Source organism: Endozoicomonas elysicola (assembly GCF_000710775.1).
In the GTDB taxonomy this organism is placed as follows: Bacteria; Pseudomonadota; Gammaproteobacteria; order Pseudomonadales; family Endozoicomonadaceae; genus Endozoicomonas; species Endozoicomonas elysicola.
Window position 1 is genome coordinate 3,412,048 of sequence record NZ_JOJP01000001.1, and the last position, 16,372, is coordinate 3,428,419.

Here is a 16,372-nt window from a genome sequence, read left to right on the forward strand (position 1 = left end):
AATGGAGTAGAACATCAACAAAAGCTAATTTTTGGCCTTTACGCGATCTCCTTGGCCACTTCCAGTAACCGTCATCAGTATAAATTTAAAATAGTTACCAATATTCATATTTATTATCATCTCAGAATCTAACTGAGCCAACCTTTCAGGGTCTGACATATCGATACCATTCACTTGAGCTAACCCGGTGATTCCAGGGCGGACTCTGTAGATTCCTTGAGCCTCTCTAACCGAGATCAAATGTTCTTGACTGGGTAAATTAGGTCGAGGCCCTACAAGACTCATCTCACCTATCAGCACATTCCAAAGTTGAGGCAACTCATCCAGCTTGGTCCTGCGGAGGAACCGACCGAAAGAGGTGATTGAAGAAACTGATGCTAGATGGCTGGCAACTGACGGGGTGCCAACCTTCATAGTTCGAAATTTAACAAGCGTAAAAACCTGTTGATTACGACCAATTCGTTTCTGCAAAAATAAAGGTGAGCCAGTGTCAAATAGACCACACACATAGATTACCAAAAAAAAAGGGAATCCAGCAATCAAACCTAGCAAAGCCAAAAAGACATCTAAACTACGCAGCACAGTACTTATCCTTGCTAAAAACAACGTTGAATACCCTCTTTAAACGAAACCGGAGGGTGCCAGCTGAGAGTATTTTTAGTATGAGAAATATCAATCTGCAAATTCCCACAAAGCTTATCGAATATATTTCTTTTCCCAATAATTCGAGCAAAAAAATTCAATACTCGGATATCTACAGGAAAAAGAAATGTTCTTTTTCCAGATATGCTAATCATGACCTTAAGCAATTCTGATGTAGACACATCAGAATCATCACTTACCAAAAAAGTCTGATTAATAGCAGCAGGGTGATCCAAGCATAAGGTAATTAGGTCAATCAAATTATCAATGCCAACCAAACTCCGACTATTATTAACAGCCCCAAATGGCAGTGGTATATTTTTTGAAATTATATTCATCAGATTAGAAAAACTTCCACGAGCATTAGGGCCATAGACTAAAGGTGGCCGTATGATAACAACCTCTAAATCAGAGTTTTCAGATAGCTCCTTAAGGGCTTGTTCAGCCTCATACTTTGATTGAGTATAAGCATCATAAGGGCTTGGCTCGTCCAAATATGAAAAGGGTTTATCCGATATATTACCATGGACACCTATAGAGCTGATAAATATAAAACGCTTAATGCCAAAATGGACGCACTGTCTTGCAAGGTTAATGGTTGCATCCCTGTTTATGTCAAAAAACAGCTTATCATCGGCAGAAGATGATGATTTTGATAAATGAGCACTAGCGGCTGTATGGACCACAGTATTGATATCATTTAAAACAGCAGACCAATCAGTACTGTAACTCAATTCGCCCATATTCACAAAACCATGAGTAGACTTCCTGGAAATGGCTGTAACATTGAATTTCGTTCCGTGCAGTGAGTTGCGCAAGTGAGAACCTATAAACCCAGTTGCACCCGTAATCAAGACATTATTCATAACAAACAAATACAAAAAACGATTTCTAAATATAAATAGAAAGATTTAATTCATCAAAGCATTTAAACTCACTAACAAAAAAAGGGTATAGTTGGCAAGCAAAAAGCTTAGATAAAGATATTCTTTAAAAAATAAGCGAATATGGAGGTAGTCAAAACAATAAAAAAACGTTACGAGCGGCCATAGTTGTCTTCGAATCTTACTATATCATCTTCTCCAAGATAAGAACCGCTTTGGACTTCAATTAACTCAAGATCAAGCTTACCGGGATTTTCCAACCTATGGACAGATCCTATTGGAATGTAGGTTGATTGATTTTCTGTAAGTAGTATTTCTTTACCGTCAATTTCAACAAGCGCAGTACCTTTAACAACTACCCAGTGTTCTGCCCTATGAAAATGCTTTTGCAGAGAAAGCTTTGCACCTGGCTTCACAATAATACGTTTAACTTGGAAACGATCCCCCATATCAACCGAGTCATATGCTCCCCATGGTCGGTAAACTTTTCTATGTAAGTTTGCCTCAGATCTCCCCTGAGCCTTAAGCTTCTCTACAACCTTTTTAACATCCTGAACATTGTTTTTATGAGCCACAAGAATAGCATCATCGCTGTCTACTACGACAAGATCATCAACACCTATTGTAGCAATCAATCTTTTATCACTACGCACGTAGCTATTCCGGGTATCATGGAGAATGACGTCACCCAAACAAGCATTCCCGAGCTCATCTTTTTCAGAAATTTCAGCAAGAGAAGTCCAGGAACCAACATCAGACCAACCGGCATCTAAAGGGACAACCACCGCATCCGAAGTTTTCTCCATCACTGCATAATCTATAGAATCATCAGGACATGACTCAAACATTTCCTGATCAACCCTAACAAAGTCGAGATCGCTATTCTGGCTGTCCATTGCATTTTTGCAGACAGATAAGATATCGGGACGAAATTTATTCAATTCCTCTAAATAACGAGAGGCTTTGAAAAGGAACATCCCTGAGTTCCAGAAGTATTCGCCAGAAGATAGATAGGCATGAGCAGTTTCTATATCAGGTTTTTCAACAAACTCTTGAACGGGGTAAAAAGTATTATCCGTATCAACGTCGCTACTATTTATTTCGTTGGAACCCGCTTTTATATAGCCATAACCAGTTTCGGCATGGGTAGGTACAATACCAAATGTTACTAGCTTACCAAGCTTTGCTGCTGGTAAAGCATTTTCAACAGCAAGACGGAAAGCATCAAGATCTCGAATAACGTGATCGGCTGCGAGTACCAGAAGCAAGGGGTCTTGATCTGACTCATGTGAAGATGTTTCCTGATTCTGCTCACTAGACTGAAGTAATTTTAAAGAAGCCAATGCAACTGCAGGGGCGGTATTACGCCCAAAAGGTTCCAGAATAATAGCTTCTGCTTTCTTCCCCATTAGCCTAAGTTGCTCAGCAACAAGAAATCGATGGTCTTCATTGGCAATTACCAATGGAGCTGAAACAGAGTCCAGAGTATCAAGGCGTGAAACTGTATTCTGAAACATGGTTTTATTATCAACCAGAGGCAAAAACTGTTTGGGGTTTAGCGCCCTGGATTTTGGCCAAAGTCGACTGCCCGTACCACCTGATAGAATAACTGGAAAAATAGTCATAAAAGTTACGCCAAGAAGATATATTTTTAAAAGAGTATAATAAAGAAAAAACTGCTAACTTGATAAAAGGCTAAACACTATCAACAGAGACACCCTCAACAAGAAATTCGAGTTTTTTTAGGACTATATGATCATCAAAATCTTTTTTTACACGTCTAATCGCAGCTCTTCCGTAAGATAATCTCTCACTTTCATTAACCAACATCTCTTTTAATGCAAGATAAAGTTGTAATGGATTTTTAGGGTCAACAGTAAAACCAGTTTGCCGATGAATACTAACCCAGGGAACACCTGATGGTAGATTTGTATTTATAACAGGTGTACCAAGGCTCATAGACTCTATTTGAGTAATACCAAAAGCTTCTGACCTTTCAACAGAAGGAAATAAGAAACATTTCGATTTTTGAAGCAGCCAATATTTCTCATCGCTATCAAGAAAACGATTAATGAAAATGACATTATCCAATGAATACTCTTTTATTTTATCCGAGATTAATGATGAGTATTCCCCTTCACCTGCAATAACAATTCTCGGTTCAAATCCATCTTTCTTAGCTAAAAGAAGCGCATCCATCAAAACATCAACTCCCTTATAGTAACAGAGTCGACCAAAGAAACAGCCATCTATATTATCAAGTGTACCAAGCAGTTTACCTTTATAGTTGTTAGCAGAAACATTTACATCGTCAACGTTAACAGAAAGAGGTAATACTACAATTTTATCCTTCAACATGTAAGGTTTTAGAAATTCAGAGTATGAAACTAGCTTAGGGGAAGTAACGATTATTTTATCTACATTATAAACACTACTATTGAGCAATGGCTTAAGTAGTCTTTTTAGAAAGCCCTGCTTAACAATATCACTATGCCATACTGCAAAAATTTTAGTTCTTCGCTTAATAAAGCGTGTAAGAAAAAAAACAAAATCAGCCATAGGAAATGGAAGATGAAAAAAAACGAGATCACTCTTAAGAAATAGTCTTATATAATAAAACACAAAAGAAAGAGAGACAGGCATCGAGAAAAAAGTGCCGAGTGAACTGCAACGATACACTTTGACATTGTTAATAATTTCCAATTGAGTAAATAAAGAAAATTTCTCTTGCACACATAAAATGGTTACACTGTGCTTTTTGGCTAAAAACTCACTATGTTGTTTGCAAACGGTTTCAACACCACCCATTACAGGATAGTAAAATTTATTGACCTGTAAAATATTCACAGAAACTCCTGATAAATCATTTCTGCTGCATCATCCCAGTTATAAACTGCCAGCAATTCCTCATAATTCGACTTTTCATTATCTTTTATACTCAAAATAAAATCATCCAATCCTGTAAATGTGACTGGATCGAAATAAGAGATAGAATTTCCAGCAACCTCATGAAACACCGGTAGGTTAGAAGCAGCGATGGGTAATTTAAACTTCATGGCTTCCAGTAAAGGTAAGCCAAAACCTTCATATAAGCTGGGATATATAAAGGCAGAGGCATTTTCATATAACATGGAAAGCTCATGATCATTTACATAGTCAGTAAAAACAATGTCTTTATGGCAGTGATCAATACTTTCACCTGTTATAAAACCACCTATCCTTCCGACAATGACTAGTTTATATTTAGAATGAAGACCGTTTTGACTAATAAAATAATTGATTAAAGGCTTAATATTTTTATGAGGTTTAACATTACCAACACACAGTAGATATTTGCTAGCCATCATCTTTTTAATTAACTCTGAAACCTCACCTTTATTAGAAGAAAAACGCCTGGGAAGCCCATTTTTTATAGCAATTACTGGTTTACCCCTGACAAGAAATTTAAAAAAAGATAAAATTTCAGACTTCGAAAATTCAGAGATGGTTAACAGTTTAGATGACCTAATAATTTGTAAAAACAGAATCAAGTAAAAAGCCAAATAAACCTTAATCCCAAAAAACCTTCTAAATCTTAATGGGCAAACATCGTGAATGGTAGATATAATGCGTATGGAAGAATTCAAAGGAGCAACAGTTGGAGACGGTAGAAAATAGAGATCATATTTTTTTAAGTGCTTTGATAAAGAAAAAAGATTTTTATATGAAAAACGGCCATAGTTAACTTCAATAACATTGTAATTCTGAACTGGCAATATAGAAAGATTATCTTCAAGCCCAGGGTTTATCAGTACTCCAATTTGTATAGGAAGCTTTGATAGAGAACGAATAATTTCTACAGTATAAACACCTAAACCTGAATCATTTAGGCAACGGGCATCAATAAGCACCCTCATAGGTAACCTTAAAATAAAATTGAAAAATTAATGAGAATCACGAACGGTTTTGAACATACATATACAAAGTAAGAAGCTTTGAGCTTGAATATATTAAAGCTCCTTTTTTAAAATGGAAAATCGACTTCTATATAACTCTACAAAAAAAGAAAGGCCCAGCTTTTCCAAAAAAATCCTGACAAGCATTCTAGCCTTTTGATAGTAAAGATATAGTTTGCCGGCAGATGAAGAGGTAATTTTATGCTTAACTTTGGCTTTAAAAACTTCATCGAGTGCACGAAAAGCATATACATCTGAAACTCCACCATAGCGCATGTTAGCGATACAATAGGGTAAATATAGAAATTTCTTTTTATGCGTATAAAAACGCAATGAAATTTCATAATCCATGGCGTAAGAATAAGAGAAATCAAAACCACCCAATTCTTTTAAAGTAGTTAATTTAAAGAAACTTGCTCCGCCATTGATAGTCATTTCCTTAATTAAATTTTTATGATCAGGTTTGAATAAGTAATCTTTATTATCACCCTTCCAGTACTGCATATCACCATATAACAAGTCATCGTAATAAACTGAATTTTCAAAAATTTTTGAAATTACATCGGGCTGTAACCAATCATCAGAATTTACAAAAAGAACGTAGTCACCGGTACAGTTTGATATTCCTTTATTGATTGCATCACTTATTCCATTATCTTCTTCAGAAATTAAAACGGAAATTTTATCAGAATATTTTTTTATTATATCGAGTGTTCCATCAGTTGATGCTCCATCAACAACAATATATTCAATATATGGATACTGTTGGTTTACAACACTTTGTACACACTGCTCAATGAGTGAAACATTGTTATAACAGACAGTAACTATACTAATCTTGTTCATTTCTTTCATCTAAAATATTTTCCAACAGAGTCGTCATCGTACGATTAAAATTTGACTGCGAAAAGTTTAGCCTTGAATATTCGAATAATTGTTCGCTTCTACTCAAATACGACTCAAAAGATTCTGTTTTTATTTCATCAATAACTTTTGTAAGTGATTTTAAAGATGGAGAGTCAAGAAAGTAACCTAAACCTTCAGGTAGAGAAACACCACACTCTCTGGTAATTATTGGAATGACTCCATGAGACATACAAGTAAGTACAGATGTTGACATACCCTCCGAACAGGAAGGATGAATCATATACCCGACATTGGTGATTAAATCATTAAACTCAGGTGAATTTACATTAATGAAACCAATATTATGGATATTATCCCGATCCAAATTAAATAAATATTCTTCGTCTTTTGACAGGCCTGCAATAAATAAATTTAGATTTTTATTTACCATGAAAAAATCAATTACAATATCCAATCCTTTATGTATTGCCCCTGATGAACCGAACCACAAATAATTCCTTTGACAATTTTTGCTTTTTTTAATCTCTGAAAAGTGAGGCGAAATTATTGCCGGCGCATTAATAGTATAGATATTTAAACTTGACGAATAAGTTTTACGTGTATATTCATTACCAAGAAGAATGATATTATCAGTGAGACCTAAATCAGATGATAAAACAAATTCATGCTTCCTCTTTTGTTTTGCATGAGGCTGACTTCTATTATTGAATTCGACTATTCGCTTAAACTCTGCTCTTTCTAAAAAATCTGGGTGACCGCCATTAAGATAAAGAATATTATTTCTTGCCATCTTATAATTATTTCTGAAAAAATACCCAAATCCTATCATTACGTCATATTTATCATTCAGCATCACGTCAGAACGGCAATCAACTACATCAACATTAAACCCTAAATCATTCAGCGCTAAAGCAATCTGCCTGACTTCGATCCACGATGAGTGCCTGGTTTCTTCTGAATATATGAACGGTTCATATAAATAAGAAATCAAAGCTGTTCTACGATTCACACCATTGAAAATATTTTTTTTAACTCGATAAAACCTTAGCCTCCTCTTTAAATAAACTTTAAATGAGGTAGGAATAATACTTTTAATATAACAAATCATTTATTAATCAAAACTTTAAAAATCATTATTACTAAGCGAAAATTTAAAATAGAAATGACAGTAAGAAATTTTCTGTACTCACCCACCAAAAACAGTCTCTTAATCAAAGATGCAAGTAGTCTAAAGTTCGCATGGCTATTCTTCTTATCAAAAAGAGTAAGTATTCCATTTGTCACATTTTCAAAGTAAGAATCTAGAATAGAGTCTGCAATCAGCAGTGTATCTTTTGTTTGAGAAATTCTATTTGTTTTAGATAATGATACACTGTGCTCTCTGTATTGGTAAATAACCTCGTTGACAACTGTGAATTTCGCAGCTTTTGAAAAGCAGTCATAAGCAAACTTTAGGTCCTCAGCTCCCTTAAACTCAACCTCATCATAATAAATATTATTTTCTGTAATAAAAGACCGACTAAACATAGTCGAGCCATTAGCAAATCCGAGAGAGCCAGCAGCCCAGTAGAAAATCATACAGTCAGTACTACCAGGAACAAATGGCCTTGACATAATATGATCATTCTCATCAATTACTTCCATATACCCATAGCAAAATTCACATCCCTCATCTTGTATTTTGTTCAGCTGCTTGATGAATCGATTATTAACAGGATAATCATCGGCATCCATTTTAGCAACATATCTGCCACTAGCATTTCTTATGGCTAAATTTGAAGCGGCCGAAACACCTTTGTTTTTTTGCTTCAAGATTTTAATACATGGTTGATCAGCATATTTATTAATTAGCGATAAGGACCTATCTGTTGATCCATCATCGACAATAACGATCTCAAAACGTTTATCTATTAACTCAAGTACTGAATCGATAGTTCTTTCTATATATCGCTCCGCATTATATACAGGAATAATAATTGAGCATAAAATCTCATTCAACCTTAAGTCCCTCATAACTATACATAAAAGCTAAGCATAATATCGATATTAAAGCTGCAAACAGCAAAGTAACCAAATAATGTAACTGAAAGGTATAATTGAAAATATATAATAGCCCCAGAGGCGCACTCCACTTAATACCTTTTAGTGCCACTGAGAAATCAACACACAATCCGTTTTTTTTAACAATCAGAATATATTTAACCAATAAAGTAGAAATTGAAATCACCAGGTATGCATAAGCAAAGGCATAAATATTTTTGTAATAATATGCAAATAAATATGAGATACTTGATCCAAATAAAATCACTGTAGATATTTTATACATGATAACTGTGTCGCCCATACCATGTAAATAAACATCAAATGCAACACCAATTGATTTAAAATACTCACTAATCAGAAACCACAGGAGGAGAATACTGTTTAGTTCATATACTGAATTAGTGAATAGTTTGACCAACTCACTGCTAAAAATCCCACCTACAGAAACAAAAAAAGTAAGGTATGGAATAGCGGTTCTGAAATAATTATGCCAAGCCTCTTTAGTATCAGCCCTGTCATTAGCACAAGCTTGGTAAAACTTTGGTAACAGAATTTGCTGCGCTAAAGTATTTAGCACGCCAATTAAATTAAGCGCAATTGCAAGAATTACTGAAAAAACAGCGACATCATGAATATTCATCGAACTTTCAATCAGATAACGCTGCGAATACAGAGCAACCCAAGTGGCTAGAGCACTATATGCCAGGGGAAACAGGAAGCTCAAGACAGATCTGGTATTTTCAAAAGGATTCTGAAAACCACCAACAACTTCAGATATATTTTTATACATGTACAGTCGAACACAAAGAATAGTAATTGTTTGTCCGACAATCATCCCTGTAATCCAGCTTATTGCGCTCTTTTCATATAAAAAACATAAAGTCAGAGAGATAACTAAAGAAAATGCTTGCCCAAAAACACTGGCCAGTGCAAAAAGTTTGAACCTTCCAAGAAGATTGATGTTGGGTAGTATCCCTTCATAAATACAGTTGATCAGAATATAGAAGAACAGCACCAAGGTTACACTATTAGTATCCGTTCTAACCCAACTGATGAAAAAACAATAGATCAATAGTGTAACAATAAGAAACTGAAGTAATCGTTTTATAGTCCGCCACATATTTAGAGTGGCTATCAGGTAAAAAAGTGACCTATGCAAGTAAAGATAAACAGGGCCAGCTATTAACATGCTATAAAATGATGTCAGCCCAAGAATAAGGTGCATTCTACCAACTTCTTCTGGATTAAGAAGCGTGACCGATAGCTTAAATGATAAAAATGAGAAACAAACAACTATAATCCGAGCAAAAATTATAGCCATGTTTGGAGAGGTCGATTTTTCTGTAATCACACTAAATATTTCAATTCGAAGCAATTGGCCATATGATGACTGTTCTTCTCTTGGAAAGTGCTATGGGATTTAACATCCAAGTAAGTTCAAGTCAATTATTCAACGAATTCAGTCTTTACTGCAATAGTAGAGATTCATTGTTTAAGCATTATACATACTAAAAAAAGCCCCAGCAGCACTGGGGTACGCATATTTATCAACAACTGGTTAATAATAAAGAAATATCTTTCAGTCTAGTTTTTTTTGTTTCATATATTTTGATGCAAAATCGCCATTATGTCCCCATACAATAATATAGTTATGTGGAGCAGTTAATGGTTCTTCTTCAAAAATTTCAAAGGGGGGAAGTAACTCTTCTAGTTGCTTCAGCGTCAGCTTACCTTCGCTTCTTTCTCCACCTAATCCGCTGTTCATTGTTAAATATCCGCGTTTTGCTCCAGCCATGACCTTTTTTATATACGTTCTTTGCAATATGCTTGGCAGTTCTGAGAATGCATAGTTACTAATCACAAGGTCGTAGGGCTCAGGGCAACTCTCATTTATAGCCCTCACCCGATATGCCCCATTAAGAAGCATTGAATTTAAATATTTTTTAATCAGCTCATTGACAAATGGCAAATCAAAAAGCGTCGCTAAATTTACGCTTAGCAACTGGTCATTAACCAATGCTTGCCCTCCGTAGCCACAGCCAATTTCTGCAATACTTTTAAATTCACGACCAAACAATCCACTTAAATCAGAACTTACCTTAATATATCGCAGAGTATTGGGAGACAGTGCTTCTGCAATGTCAGGATATTTATATTTTATAGGATTACCTACATCATCTGCTCTACAGGATGTTTTAAGAGCAAGATCGAAGAGGCCATCATTCCTTGATAAAGTAATATTGAGATACTTCTCACCATCATCTCTATTCACATGCTCTAGAATAGCCTGATACTCGGGATTTCTTTTAAAATTGTCAAAGTATTTTTGGCTCTCCAGTGCTTTCATCACTGCGGCACCGTACTCTCCATTTTCAGAATCAGAGCGAAATTCACTCTTATGCGCAAATACTTTTTCTGTCCCTAGGAGTTTAAGATATATTCTTCTCCATACATACTGTGCATATAATGGATCACTTATCATTTTTTTTATTTTTTCTATCATTTCTTTTTCTTATCACCTATGAATTTATTTGTGTTTTAAAAATTTTATTTTAAGTAATAATTTTTAATACATTGATTTCAAGGGTTACCTGTTATGAAATTTTATTCATTACATTTAGTTCTTATAGTATTTTGCAACCCTTTTTCTTACAGTTATTTTTATCAAAGAAAGCACTGTCTAATTTATAATTTTTCGCAGAGCCTTATCATAAGTATAATCACTTAAAGTACGATTATAACCATTCATAGCAATATTCTCTCTTTCCTTTTCCTCTTGCAAGTAATAATTAATTTTTGACAACAGCTCTTCTTTATTATCAAAAATATCACATTCAGTTCCAATAGACAGATACAAATCAAGCTCATCTGTCTTTTCTGTTAACAGAAAAGCACCTGTAGCTGTAATCTCAAATATTCTACCTTTTACAAATCGAAGATCCGGATTCCCGAATGCCGCGCTAAAATTTAATACTATCTTTGATCTATTATAAACCTCAATTAGCTCTGACTGACCTAAACGCCCAGTTCCCCAACCATTACCCCATGCTTTTACATTTATTCCCTCTTTAAGTAGATAATCTATGTAATTTTTCCTATCTTCAAAGCATTGTCCAACAAAAGAAACATCAATATCTTTAGTTAAATCCATTTTTCTATAAATTGAGTGATTAGCACTAAACTGGCATAGGACTGAGTTTAATCCCATTTCTAATCTTTTATGATGTCTCTCCGCGATTGTCGTGACCGCTTTACTACTGCAATCAACAAGTGCTTTAGTTTTGTGATAGCGTTTATCATCATCAAAAAGCCACAAAACCAAATCAATCCCTAAAGAATCCCTAAAGTATTTCAAATCACTATGCTCAAAGTAATCTTCAAACAGAGTTATGAATATCGTATCAATTTTATACGTTAAAACAATTTCCTTTAAAATTGAGCATGCTTTCTCCCTTCCGTATTTAACATAGCATTCATAGAATTCAAAGCGTAATAAGTCTAATTCATATATATTAAGCAACGTATGAAAAAAGTTATACTCTTCATAGGACAAGCCCCTGCTTGCATCCAAGTAATCGTATTTTAAACCAATATATAATACCCTATGATTACCATTAAGCCTGAAAATCTGGCTTTCTTCAGCTGCTAAGACTTCGATATTTTTTAAGCAAAGGTATCGAGTATACTTCTTGTTTACAAAAAACCGCCTGACCCTATCAATTTGAAACTTCGTAGAACTCTTTAATTTTTCCACAAACATAATCAATTTGTTCATCTGTAAGTTGTACAGCAGAGGGAAGCCATAATCCCTTCTGACCTATAGATTGTGAGACAGGGTGCTCTCCAGAGACTCTATATGCTTCCTGCTCATTAATTGGTGGATACATGACCCTGGTTCCAATACCAGATTCTTTTAAAAATAATTGGAGGGCATCTCTATTTTCAACTAGAACATCAATAAACCATGGAGTAGTACACTCTAGGTCCTGATCAAAAAAATTTACCTCATCAACACCTGTTAAATGATGTTGATATCTGGATAAAATTTCTTTTTTCCTTTCAACTCGTAGCTGTAGCTTCTTCATCTGCTCAATTCCGATACAGGCTTGAAGCTCGGTAAATTTGAAATTAAAGCCTATTGAATCATGAATATCATTACCACCACCCGAACGGCCAAAGTCTTTTAGCCTGCGCAGCTTATAAGCAATCTCATCATTATCTGTGATCAAGGCTCCGCCTTGTCCAGTGGAGATAATCTTTGGAGCTGAAAATGAAAAGCTACCAATTACCCCTGCTTTTCCAATATGACGACCATCTGGATAATATGACCCTAAGGATTGAGCAGCATCTTCTATCAATGCGAGATTATTATCGGATGCAAGCTTCTCAAATGCATTGATACCTGGTTTCGGGTAACGACCATTTGCTGAAACCAATATTATGGCTTTTGTTTTCTCTGTTATAGCTGACTTTACTTTCTCAATATCAAGACACAATGTGTCTGGCTCTACATCAACGAATACTGGTACTGCACCAAACATTTTCACAGAGTTTGGTGTTGCTATCATTGTATAGTTAGGTACTATTACTTCATCATCAGATTTTATTCCTGCTGCCATAGCAGCAAGTGTTAAACTGATCGTTCCATTATTAACAACAACACAGTGTTTTGCACCAGTGTATTCAGCAATCATCTGCTCAAATTTTTCAGTGCGTTTAAATTCAGTAATAAAGCCATCTTCATCCATATATTCACAGATGGCTTTTTTTTCCTCTTCACCAAAGAGAGGCCGCATTTGCATTATAAATTCATTGTTCATCACATACTTTCCAAAAACTGTTTTTCCAAATTCAGAATCGTTTCTTTATCGCGATACTTGAGTAGTTTTGCAGGAGCACCTGCATATAATCCCCATTCATCTAAATTATTTTTCACTAGGGACTGTGCTCCTACTGATGCTCCGTTGTTAAAAATGACGTTCGGTAGTACAGTACTATTCGCACCAACGATGCAATGACGCTTAAGTGTAATTTCACCAATCTCTACATTTCCTTTGTATTCAATTGGTACCAGGGGTGAAGCAATACCAGAAACGTAATCATCACTGCCAGCAGCTAAAACAACATTTGGAGCTAGTGTAGAGAATGATTCAATAGTTACCTTTGAGCGACTTCCACCAATGATCTTGCATCCAGCAGCAATATGCACATTACTGCTAATTGTTAATGCAGTTGATATATAGGTAAAGTCATCAATTATTACATTATCATCAATTTCAACTAATTCGGGGTACCTTATACGTACAGTTTTACCAATAATAACATTTTGACCTATACGCTTTAGCTTAGAGATGTCAAAAAAGATATTATCGGTCACAACCGTCTCCTATCTTGATCTGGCCCTACATATGGACCATTTTTAATCTCAAGAACCTGTGTCCCGTTTTCAACAATGTCATATCCATGACCCCCTCGCAGTAAAATGAGGATATCTCCAGCCGTTACATTTAACTCAGCCACTTTCGTCTCTGCTGTATCATAAATATTGGCCTTTATTTTTCCCTGCCTTACAAAAAGTACTTCCTGCGTCCAGAGAACCTCGCGTTTAACTTCATTATGTATATGAGCCTTCAATTCCTTCCCGGCATCGTAACCCCACACACCAACCTGCATGAATTCAGAGTCTTGAGAAAAGAAATTAAGCCCTTCAGTCCATGCTGTACTTGCAGGTATATGACGGGCTAATACAAGATCGCCCTCTTTGATTTCAACGACATTAGTCATTTTTCATTCCTTTTTTGATATACCATTCGATTGTCTCTGCAACACCCTGTCTGAATTCTCTACTGGGGCGCCAATCAAAATATTCAAACCCACGCGAGCCATCAACTGTCTTGTATGGAGCTCCATCGGGCTTACTTGAATCAAGAGTTAATCTTCCCTCATATCCAACCATGTCTTTAATCATTGTTGCCATATCGAGGATTGAAATACCTTTGCCTATACCAATATTGATAGGCTCAATCGATGGTTTAATATCAATGGCGCGAATCATAGCTTCAGCACCGTCGTCAACATGGAGCCATTCTCGAACGGGCTTTCCTGTTCCCCACACCACAACTTCAGGCTCGTTTAACTGTTTTGCCTTAACAAACTTCATTATCAAAGCGCCCAGTGCATGGGATCGCTCTTCTTCAAAATGATCATCTGGGCCATACATATTGGATAAAATAAGATTGACTGAATCGAGCCCATATTGCTTTGCATACCCCCAAGCACCAATCCATGAAGCTTTCCGAACAAAGCCATACACCATTACTGATTCGTGTAAGGGGCCATCCCAAAACTCTTCTTCTTTAAAAAGTGTTGCTTTTCCCGGATATGCACAGTTTGAAATCGGGTTAACTATGCGAGTAACTTTACTTATCGAGGAAGCCTCAAGAAGGTTCAATGTTATCTGTAGGTTATTATGAAATAATTCAGCAGGATGTTTGTAGCCAAACTGAATACCACCAACATAAGCAGCACAATTAAGAACATACTCAGGCTTTATATCTTCAAAAAATGCTATTACCTCTTTCCGGTCTCTTAAATCGAGCCCTTTACTTATTGATGTGCCAACATAATCAATCCCTTTTTGATCCAGCAGGCGACAAACCCGTTTTCCCAAAAAACCAGTGGAGCCTGTAACTACAATCATTCTTCACTTCCACCATAAGTATCATATTTCAAGTCATATTTAACCATAATATCAATTAATTCTTTTATACTTGTTTTTGGTTCCCAGCCAAGTTTTTCCTTTGCCTTAGCGGGATTTCCCCATAACAAATCTACTTCAGCAGGTCGAAAATACTTAGGATCAATTTCAACACAAACTTCATTCGTTTTAGTGTTAACTCCTATTTCATTCACACCATGGCCTTCCCATCTAATTTGAATATCGAGGGATTCAAAAGCCCACTCGACAAATTGCCTTACTGTATAAGTTTCACCGGATGCAATAACATAATCATCAGGCTGATCTTGCTGCAGCATAAGCCACATGCATTCAACATAATCTTTCGCATACCCCCAGTCTCGTTTAGCATCAAGATTGCCGAGCTTCAATACTTTTTGTTTTCCTTGGGAAATACGAGCCGCTGCTTTTGTAATTTTTTTAGTTACAAAAGTTTCTCCTCTCCTTGGAGACTCATGATTAAAAAGAATACCGTTACATGCATAAAGATCATACGATTCACGATAATTCACTGTTACCCAATAAGCATATAATTTTGCTGCACCATAAGGCGACTTGGGATAAAAAGGCGTAAGCTCGGACTGAGGCGCTGTTTCAGGAATACCCCCAAAAAGCTCTGATGTTGATGCCTGGTAAAATCGAGGTTTCTGACCCAGGTCTTTAATAGCATCAAGCAGTCTTATCGTACCAACAGCATCGACTTCTGCCGTATATTCCGGCACCTCAAATGAAACTGCAACATGAGACTGAGCACCTAGATTATAAATCTCATCAGGTTGAATTTTTGCTAATAATGTATGCAAATTGCTAGAATCTGAAAGATCACCATGATAAGTATTAAATTGTGGATGCTCCATTATGTGGTCTATTCGCTGCGTAGTAAAAACTGAACTACGCCTCACAATAGCATGAACTTCATAGCCTTTTTCCAGGAGGAATTCTGCCAAATAAGAACCATCTTGCCCAGTAACGCCTGTTATAAATGCTTTTTTCAATGTTATTCATCCAATTTAATAAAAACTAACCAGTGATAAGTCATTTAATAATTACTACTAAAATGATCACTGAAGCACTCTGAATACTCTAAGAATTTGATAAAGTGCGCAACCTCTAGCCATAAGAAAACACTATAACTATATTTACCAAAACTCAAATACTCCAACAGAGCCCTCTATTTTCAAAAATATTAATACAGCATAATTCAACTCAATCCCCACAGTCAGATTTTATTAACACAATTTAGACGACTAATAAATTCTATGAAG

The 16,372-nt window shown here is 35.7% G+C and carries 16 protein-coding genes; all 16 read right to left on the reverse strand.

The window, feature by feature from the left end; all coding sequences use genetic code 11:
- Positions 1-24 precede the first annotated feature (24 nt).
- On the reverse strand, positions 25-582 hold the full coding sequence (locus GV64_RS14710; RefSeq protein WP_020584513.1) for a sugar transferase: 558 nt from the start codon (positions 580-582) through the stop codon (positions 25-27).
- Between the two features lie 14 nt (positions 583-596).
- Entirely contained in the window at positions 597-1,508 is a 912-nt protein-coding gene (locus GV64_RS14715) for an NAD-dependent epimerase/dehydratase family protein (RefSeq protein WP_026258558.1), read from the reverse strand.
- Between the two features lie 170 nt (positions 1,509-1,678).
- The gene (locus GV64_RS14720) at positions 1,679-3,151 is read right to left on the reverse strand and encodes a mannose-1-phosphate guanylyltransferase/mannose-6-phosphate isomerase (protein ID WP_020584511.1); all 1,473 of its coding nucleotides are present in this window, start codon (positions 3,149-3,151) and stop codon (positions 1,679-1,681) included.
- Positions 3,152-3,221: 70 nt separating this feature from the next.
- Positions 3,222-4,373: a glycosyltransferase gene (locus GV64_RS14725; protein ID WP_020584510.1), complete on the reverse strand. Its 1,152-nt coding sequence runs from the start codon at positions 4,371-4,373 to the stop codon at positions 3,222-3,224.
- Complete coding sequence (locus GV64_RS14730) at positions 4,370-5,416, reverse strand: glycosyltransferase family 4 protein (protein WP_157237103.1); 1,047 nt, start codon at positions 5,414-5,416, stop codon at positions 4,370-4,372. Before GV64_RS14730 ends, GV64_RS14725 begins: the two co-directional genes overlap by 4 nt.
- Before the next feature lie 99 nt (positions 5,417-5,515).
- Complete coding sequence (locus GV64_RS14735; RefSeq protein ID WP_020584508.1) at positions 5,516-6,316, reverse strand: glycosyltransferase family 2 protein; 801 nt, start codon at positions 6,314-6,316, stop codon at positions 5,516-5,518.
- On the reverse strand, positions 6,294-7,436 hold the full coding sequence (locus GV64_RS14740) for a glycosyltransferase (protein WP_020584507.1): 1,143 nt from the start codon (positions 7,434-7,436) through the stop codon (positions 6,294-6,296). The genes GV64_RS14735 and GV64_RS14740 overlap by 23 nt, the downstream gene beginning before the upstream one ends.
- Positions 7,433-8,326 carry a glycosyltransferase family 2 protein gene (locus GV64_RS23870; protein WP_020584506.1) on the reverse strand — a complete coding sequence of 298 codons (894 nt, stop codon included), beginning with the start codon at positions 8,324-8,326 and terminating at the stop codon, positions 7,433-7,435. Before GV64_RS23870 ends, GV64_RS14740 begins: the two co-directional genes overlap by 4 nt.
- Entirely contained in the window at positions 8,319-9,722 is a 1,404-nt protein-coding gene (locus GV64_RS14750; protein WP_152554075.1) for an MATE family efflux transporter, read from the reverse strand. Before GV64_RS14750 ends, GV64_RS23870 begins: the two co-directional genes overlap by 8 nt.
- Before the next feature lie 228 nt (positions 9,723-9,950).
- Complete coding sequence (locus tag GV64_RS23875; protein ID WP_020584504.1) at positions 9,951-10,874, reverse strand: putative sugar O-methyltransferase; 924 nt, start codon at positions 10,872-10,874, stop codon at positions 9,951-9,953.
- 177 nt (positions 10,875-11,051) lie between these two features.
- Positions 11,052-12,131 (reverse strand): CgeB family protein, encoded by a 1,080-nt coding sequence (locus tag GV64_RS14760; RefSeq protein ID WP_236632956.1) that lies wholly within the window; start codon positions 12,129-12,131, stop codon positions 11,052-11,054.
- Complete coding sequence (locus GV64_RS14765; RefSeq protein WP_020584502.1) at positions 12,088-13,191, reverse strand: DegT/DnrJ/EryC1/StrS family aminotransferase; 1,104 nt, start codon at positions 13,189-13,191, stop codon at positions 12,088-12,090. Before GV64_RS14765 ends, GV64_RS14760 begins: the two co-directional genes overlap by 44 nt.
- Positions 13,191-13,748 carry an acyltransferase gene (locus GV64_RS14770; protein WP_020584501.1) on the reverse strand — a complete coding sequence of 186 codons (558 nt, stop codon included), beginning with the start codon at positions 13,746-13,748 and terminating at the stop codon, positions 13,191-13,193. Before GV64_RS14770 ends, GV64_RS14765 begins: the two co-directional genes overlap by 1 nt.
- Positions 13,745-14,155: a cupin domain-containing protein gene (locus GV64_RS14775; protein WP_020584500.1), complete on the reverse strand. Its 411-nt coding sequence runs from the start codon at positions 14,153-14,155 to the stop codon at positions 13,745-13,747. The genes GV64_RS14770 and GV64_RS14775 overlap by 4 nt, the downstream gene beginning before the upstream one ends.
- On the reverse strand, positions 14,148-15,071 hold the full coding sequence (locus GV64_RS14780; protein WP_020584499.1) for an NAD-dependent epimerase/dehydratase family protein: 924 nt from the start codon (positions 15,069-15,071) through the stop codon (positions 14,148-14,150). Before GV64_RS14780 ends, GV64_RS14775 begins: the two co-directional genes overlap by 8 nt.
- Positions 15,068-16,102: a GDP-mannose 4,6-dehydratase gene (gene gmd, locus GV64_RS14785; protein ID WP_020584498.1), complete on the reverse strand. Its 1,035-nt coding sequence runs from the start codon at positions 16,100-16,102 to the stop codon at positions 15,068-15,070. Before gmd ends, GV64_RS14780 begins: the two co-directional genes overlap by 4 nt.
- Between the last annotated feature and the right edge of the window lie 270 nt (positions 16,103-16,372).

What these genes read in the sequence shown, in the direction of transcription:
- GV64_RS14765 (WP_020584502.1), bottom strand. Translation starts at nt 13,191, where the DNA reads ATGAACAATGAATTTATAATGCAAATGCGGCCTCTCTTTGGTGAAGAG.
- GV64_RS14715 (WP_026258558.1), bottom strand. Translation starts at nt 1,508, where the DNA reads ATGAATAATGTCTTGATTACGGGTGCAACTGGGTTTATAGGTTCTCAC.
- GV64_RS14760 (WP_236632956.1), bottom strand. Translation starts at nt 12,131, where the DNA reads ATGTTTGTGGAAAAATTAAAGAGTTCTACGAAGTTTCAAATTGATAGG.
- GV64_RS14720 (WP_020584511.1), bottom strand. Translation starts at nt 3,151, where the DNA reads ATGACTATTTTTCCAGTTATTCTATCAGGTGGTACGGGCAGTCGACTT.
- GV64_RS14740 (WP_020584507.1), bottom strand. Translation starts at nt 7,436, where the DNA reads ATGATTTGTTATATTAAAAGTATTATTCCTACCTCATTTAAAGTTTAT.
- GV64_RS14775 (WP_020584500.1), bottom strand. Translation starts at nt 14,155, where the DNA reads ATGACTAATGTCGTTGAAATCAAAGAGGGCGATCTTGTATTAGCCCGT.
- GV64_RS14735 (WP_020584508.1), bottom strand. Translation starts at nt 6,316, where the DNA reads ATGAAAGAAATGAACAAGATTAGTATAGTTACTGTCTGTTATAACAAT.
- GV64_RS14780 (WP_020584499.1), bottom strand. Translation starts at nt 15,071, where the DNA reads ATGATTGTAGTTACAGGCTCCACTGGTTTTTTGGGAAAACGGGTTTGT.
- GV64_RS23875 (WP_020584504.1), bottom strand. Translation starts at nt 10,874, where the DNA reads ATGATAGAAAAAATAAAAAAAATGATAAGTGATCCATTATATGCACAG.